Annotated in this window: 5 protein-coding genes; 4 read left to right on the top strand and 1 reads right to left on the bottom strand. The window is 69.9% G+C overall.

Features of this window, described 5'->3' with window-relative positions; translation table 11 throughout:
- Positions 1–406: 406 nt before the first annotated feature.
- The gene (locus DMX10_RS31770) at positions 407–1,183 is read right to left on the bottom strand and encodes an SDR family NAD(P)-dependent oxidoreductase (RefSeq protein WP_111264822.1); all 777 of its coding nucleotides are present in this window, start codon (positions 1,181–1,183) and stop codon (positions 407–409) included.
- 467 nt (positions 1,184–1,650) lie between these two features.
- Here DMX10_RS31770 and DMX10_RS31775 point away from each other — a divergent pair, with 467 nt between their 5' ends.
- From DMX10_RS31775 to DMX10_RS31790, 4 genes are all read left to right on the top strand, one after another.
- On the top strand, positions 1,651–2,472 hold the full coding sequence (locus DMX10_RS31775; RefSeq protein WP_111264823.1) for a molybdenum cofactor biosynthesis F family protein: 822 nt from the start codon (positions 1,651–1,653) through the stop codon (positions 2,470–2,472).
- The gene (locus DMX10_RS31780) at positions 2,465–3,259 is read left to right on the top strand and encodes an SDR family NAD(P)-dependent oxidoreductase (RefSeq protein ID WP_111264824.1); all 795 of its coding nucleotides are present in this window, start codon (positions 2,465–2,467) and stop codon (positions 3,257–3,259) included. The genes DMX10_RS31775 and DMX10_RS31780 overlap by 8 nt, the downstream gene beginning before the upstream one ends.
- Positions 3,256–4,029, top strand: a complete 774-nt coding sequence (locus DMX10_RS31785) for an SDR family oxidoreductase (protein WP_111264825.1) — start codon at positions 3,256–3,258, stop codon at positions 4,027–4,029. The genes DMX10_RS31780 and DMX10_RS31785 overlap by 4 nt, the downstream gene beginning before the upstream one ends.
- Positions 4,030–4,215: 186 nt before the next feature.
- The gene (locus DMX10_RS31790; protein WP_111264826.1) at positions 4,216–5,199 is read left to right on the top strand and encodes a response regulator transcription factor; all 984 of its coding nucleotides are present in this window, start codon (positions 4,216–4,218) and stop codon (positions 5,197–5,199) included.
- Positions 5,200–5,218 lie beyond the last annotated feature (19 nt).

Consider the following 5,218-nt stretch of genomic DNA (forward strand, 5'->3'; position numbering starts at 1 on the left):
CCCCAGACGACGCTTGCGGCGAACGCACTTCAGTGCGGCCCGAAGGGCGAGCGTAGCGAGTAACGGCGATGGAGTGAGGGAACCCCGGCGAAGCCGGGGCCGGATGATGGGGCAAGCCCTTTTGGTTCCTTTTGAGTGGTTCGGCATTCCGACGATTGTCAAAAGGGACTCGCCCGGGGGGGCGAAACCAGAAACATCACCAGAGCTTGGCAATCAGCTGGGCTCAATTCTTCTAGCAACACTTAACGCAGACAGAGCCAATTCATTCGCGATGCTTTTCGCGGCTGAAGCCGCTCCCACAACCCAACCCCAAACGCCTCACCCCCTGATAACCGCCGCCGCTTGCGCCCCAATGAAAAAGCCCGACACAGTCACCTGCATCGGGCTCGTCCGGCTGCATTCCCTGCTACACGGACGAAAAGCCGTTATCGACGAACAGGTGCGCGCCGCTGACGAAGGAGGCCTCGTCGGAGGCGAGGAACAACGCCGCTCGCGCCACCTCCTCCGGCTCGCACAGGCGGCCCTGCTGGGCGGCGATGTCGGCCTCGCTGGCGCTGACACCCATGGCCTGCAGGTCATGCAGCTCGCGCATGCCGTGGGCGGTGCGGATGAAGCCGGGCGCCACCGCGTTGCAACGGATGCCTCGGTCGCGGAACTCCACGGCGATGGCCCGGGCGAACATCTGGCAGGCGCCCTTGGTGGCGTTGTAGACCACCTCCCCAGGCGTCGCGTACTGGGCGGAGATGGACGAGGTGCAGACGATGCTGCCCTTGCCCCTGGCCAGCATCTGCGGCAGCACGGCGCGGGTCATCAGGAACATGCTCTTGACGTTGACCGCCATCAGCCAGTCCCACTCCTCTTCCTGCACCTCCAGGAAGGGCTTCACGATCAGCGTGCCGGCGTGGTTGAACAGCACGTCCGCCGGGCCCAGCGCGGCGAGGCTGGCCGCCACCGCGGCGTCCACCTGGTCGGCGCGGGACACGTCGGCCCCCAGGCCGATGGCGCGCCCGCCCTCGGCCTCGATCTGCGCCGCCAGGTCACGGGCCGCCTCGGCGTTGCGATCGATGATGGCGACCGCCGCGCCCTCGCGGGCGAACAGCCGGCTGGCCGCCTCGCCGCAGCCACCGGCACCCCCGCTGATGATCGCGACCTTGCCGTGCAGGCGTGGTTGGTTGGAAAGCATGGCACCTCCTGTTTCAAGGGTTCAGCAAGGGTGGCGGGCAGGAGACGGCTCCTGCCCACGGCCGGCGGGGGTGATCCCTGGGCAGGCCTCGGCGCGGGAACCCGCCTGCGCCGGTGAAGCGTCCTCCGGCGAGGGCACCAGGCGATGGCGACACCGGAAGGCGAGGCAGGCCATGCCGATCAGGTGCCACGCGGCGGCGACCAAGCCCCCCGGTTGAAGAGCGGGTCATGGACAGGGGCGATGGTCGGGGCAAATGCTGGGGATGGGTATGTCCCTAAAGGGACAGCTTGAAAGACGGCTGGAAGCTTGAAGCTTGAAGCCAGAGCGATCCTGCGGACCTGGCGCCGCTCTTGTCTTCCAGCTTTCGGCTTCCAGCTTCCAGCTGCTCCTCATCCGTCCGGTTGATACCCCCACCCGCCCCAACTGGCGACCATTGAGTCCTCATCGACAACAACGAGGACCGTTCCATGACCACCCAATCCGACTGGATCACCGTAGGCGCGCTGGCCGAAGGCTTTGCGCCCGAGGCGTTCATCCTGCCCAACCTGGCCGATCTCGACGGCAGGCGCTTCGACCTGCGGTTCGACAACGGCTGGAGCATCGAGCACCTGTTCGCCGATGGGCACCTGGACTGGGCGCTGGCCGACGGGTCTTCCAGTGGTCGTTCGCCCTATCGCGCCACCTCGGTGCGCCCGGGCATCTACCTGGTGGATTTCATCAAGGAGGAGTTCGGCCAGCAGTGGTCGGTGAGCCTGGTGCTGGATACCGGTGCCGCCGCCTTCACTGCCGTGCTCGGCCGCCTGCCCGATGCCGCCGCCACCCGCGAGGGCCTGTATGGCCGCGCGCTGGCCGGCAAGAGCCTGACCGGCGTCGAGGTGCAGTTCTTCCACGGCACCCTCGATCGCCCCTTCCAGCCGGGCGCCTGCCCCCACGCGCCGAGCGCCGAGCTGGTGGGGCTGCGCAACCGCTATCGCTACAGCCCCACCGAGGTCTACGAGCACATCTACCTCAACGAGAACTACTACAGCTGGCAGTGCCTGGCGGGCGTCGAGAAGGGCCTGTGCGACACCGACCGCTGCCACTACGTCAAGATCGCCGATGAGCTCTACCTGTTCGTCTGGCGCGAGAAGATCGTGCCCACCCTCGGCGTGGTGATGATCGACCTCAAGGCCCACCGCAGCGACGGCAAGATCTTCGGCTACGCCGACGGCGATTTCGGCGCCCTCTCCAACTTCCCCGTCGCCTCCCACTGCGACGTGCTCAACCGCACGGTGCATGGCGATGCATGAGCGCACGGTGGTGATCACCGGGGCCGGCACCGGCATCGGTGAGGCCTGCGCCCGCCGCCTCGCGGCGGAAGGCGCCAACCTGGTGCTGGTCGGCCGCCGGCGCGAGCCATTGGCGAGGGTCGCCGCCGAGACGGGCGGCCTGGTACTGGTGGGCGACGCCGCCAGCAGCGCCGACTGGGCCGGCTTCGTCGCCGCCATCCACGCACGCTTCGGCGGCATCGACGCCCTGCTCGCCTGCGCCGGCGGCCACGGCCTGGGCAGTGCCACCGACACCAGCGACGACGCCTGGCAGGCGGCCCTGCGCGGCAACCTCGACACCGCCTTCCACAGCGCCCGCGCCTGCCTGCCGGCGCTGCTGGAGCGGCGCGGCAGCATCGTCCTGCTCGGCTCCATCGCCTCCCTGGCGGCGGGGCCGCAGGTGTGCGGCTATACCACCGCCAAGCATGCGCTGCTGGGCCTCACCCGCTCCCTGGCACGGGACTACGGGCCGCAAGGCGTGCGGGTCAACTGCGTATGCCCCGGCTGGGTGCGCACGCCCATGGCCGACGAGGAGATGCAGCCGCTGATGCGGCACTACGGCGAGGGCCTCGACGCCGCCTACGCCCGGGTCACGGCCGAGGTGCCGCTGCGCCGCCCGGCGCAGGCGGAGGAAATCGCCGCGCTGTGCCGCTTCCTGATCAGCGACGAGGCCGCCATCCTCACCGGAGCCACCCTGGTGGCCGACGGCGGCTCCAGCATCGTCGACCTGCCCACCCTCGCCTACGAACGCCTGGGGGACGCGCCATGAAGAACGCCTTCGATTTCACCGGGCGCAGCGTGCTGGTCACCGGCGGCGCACAGGGCATCGGCCGCGCCATCGTCGAAGGCTTCGCCGCCTGCGGGGCGCGGGTGCTGATCGCCGACCTGCAGCAGGTGCCGGCCGAAGCCCTGGCGCGATCGCTGCGCGATGGCGGCCGCGACGTGAGCGCCGTCACCCTCGACCTCGCCGACCGCGACGCCACCCTGCAGTTGCTCGCCGGCCTGCCCCGGCTCGATGTGCTGGTGCATAACGCCGGCTACTTCCCGCTGGCGCCGCTGGTGGAGATCGGCCCGACATTGCTGGAGCGCACCCTGGCGGTGAACCTCGGCGCGCTGTTCTGGCTCACCCAGGGCGCCCTGCCCCTGTTCCGGCGCCAGGGCGGGGGCTGCATGCTGGTCACCTCCTCGGTGACCGGGCCCCGGGTCGCCTACCCGGGGCTGACCCACTACGCGGCGTCCAAGGCCGGGGTCAATGGCTTCATCCGCAATGCGGCACTGGAGCTGGCCCCCGAGGGCGTCCGGGTCAACGGTGTGGAACCGGGGATGATCCGCACCCCGGCCATGGGCAACCTGGGCGATGCCGGGCACGCCGCCGCCATCGCCCGGGGCGTGCCCCTGGGGCGCCTCGGGGAGCCTGGCGACATCGCCGCCGCCATGCTGTTCCTCGCCTCGGACCAGGCGTCCTACATCACCGGCCAGACCCTGGTGGTGGACGGCGGCGCGACGCTCCCTGAGACCCTCGCGGCCACCCCCGGCTGAACGCCCAAGGCCAGGGCCGGCGGGGGTCGCCGGCCTATCCTGCATCTGTAGGATGGTGACCTCCGCACGCCTTGGCGATACTCGCTCCAGGCCCTGCCCCGTCACCCCGACACCGGCCACCCACTGATGACTGAGAGCCGCTTCCCGGCTCCGACAAGAACAACAAAGTCGCAGAGAGGTATCCCCATGAGCCAGATCGACGAACACCTCATCACCCCCCGTCGTTTCGCCGCCTTCAACGGCTGCGTGCTGGACCTGCAACGCCTGGCCCAGGAACAGCCTCTCGCCCGTTTCCATCGTCATGCCCTGCAGCGCCTGCAGGCGTTGCTGGCTTTCGACAAGGCCTGGTGGGGACACGCGGCGATGGTCGCCGACCTGCCCGAAGAACGCAGTTCCCAGGTATTCGGCCTGCCGTCGAGCTATGTCGAGGACTGGCAGTCGATCCGCGAGCAGGACATCACCATCGGCCTGGTGCAGTCCCGGCCGGGCCGCGCGGTGATCGTCGACAGCCAGGCCGATGGCACCCCTGCCGGGCTGCGCTGGCTGGGCCGCAAGCACGGCTTCGGCGAATTCCTCTGCGTGATCCACATCGACCCGCAGACCCAGCTCAGCGTGCACCTGACGCTCTACCGCCGCCCGGACGCGCCGCGTTTCGAGGAAGAGGAACGCTTCCTCCTCGACCAGGTGATGCCGCACCTGTCAGCCGCCGAGGGCGCCAACCAGATCCGCGCCCTGGTGGCCCTGCGCGAGGCTCTCGATGGGCCGAACACCCTGGCGCTCGCCGTGTGCGATCGCCAGGGCACGCTGCACTATGCCGAGCACGGTTTCGTCGAGCGCCTGCTGCTGGAATGGCCACGCTGGAGCGGCCCGCACCTGCCCGAGGCGGTCGGCGCCGCCGGCTACCGCGGCCAGCACCTGCAGCTGGACGCCACCGAAGTGGGCCACCTGCTCCTGCTCAGCGCCCGCCCGCGCACCGCCCTGGCGCAGCTCAGCGCCCGCGAGGCCGACGTCGCCGAGCGCTTCGGCGGCGGCAGCACCTACAAGGAGATCGCCCGCGACCTGGGCCTGGCGCCGAACACCGTGCGCCATCACATCCGCAGCATCTACGACAAGCTCGGCGTCAACGGCAAGGCGGGCATCGCCCACCTGCTGCACCACGCCTCGGGCTGACCCCACCCGCTCCCCGCAC

This window comes from Pseudomonas sp. 57B-090624, from assembly GCF_003234055.1.
Lineage (GTDB): Bacteria > Pseudomonadota > Gammaproteobacteria > Pseudomonadales > Pseudomonadaceae > Metapseudomonas > Metapseudomonas tohonis.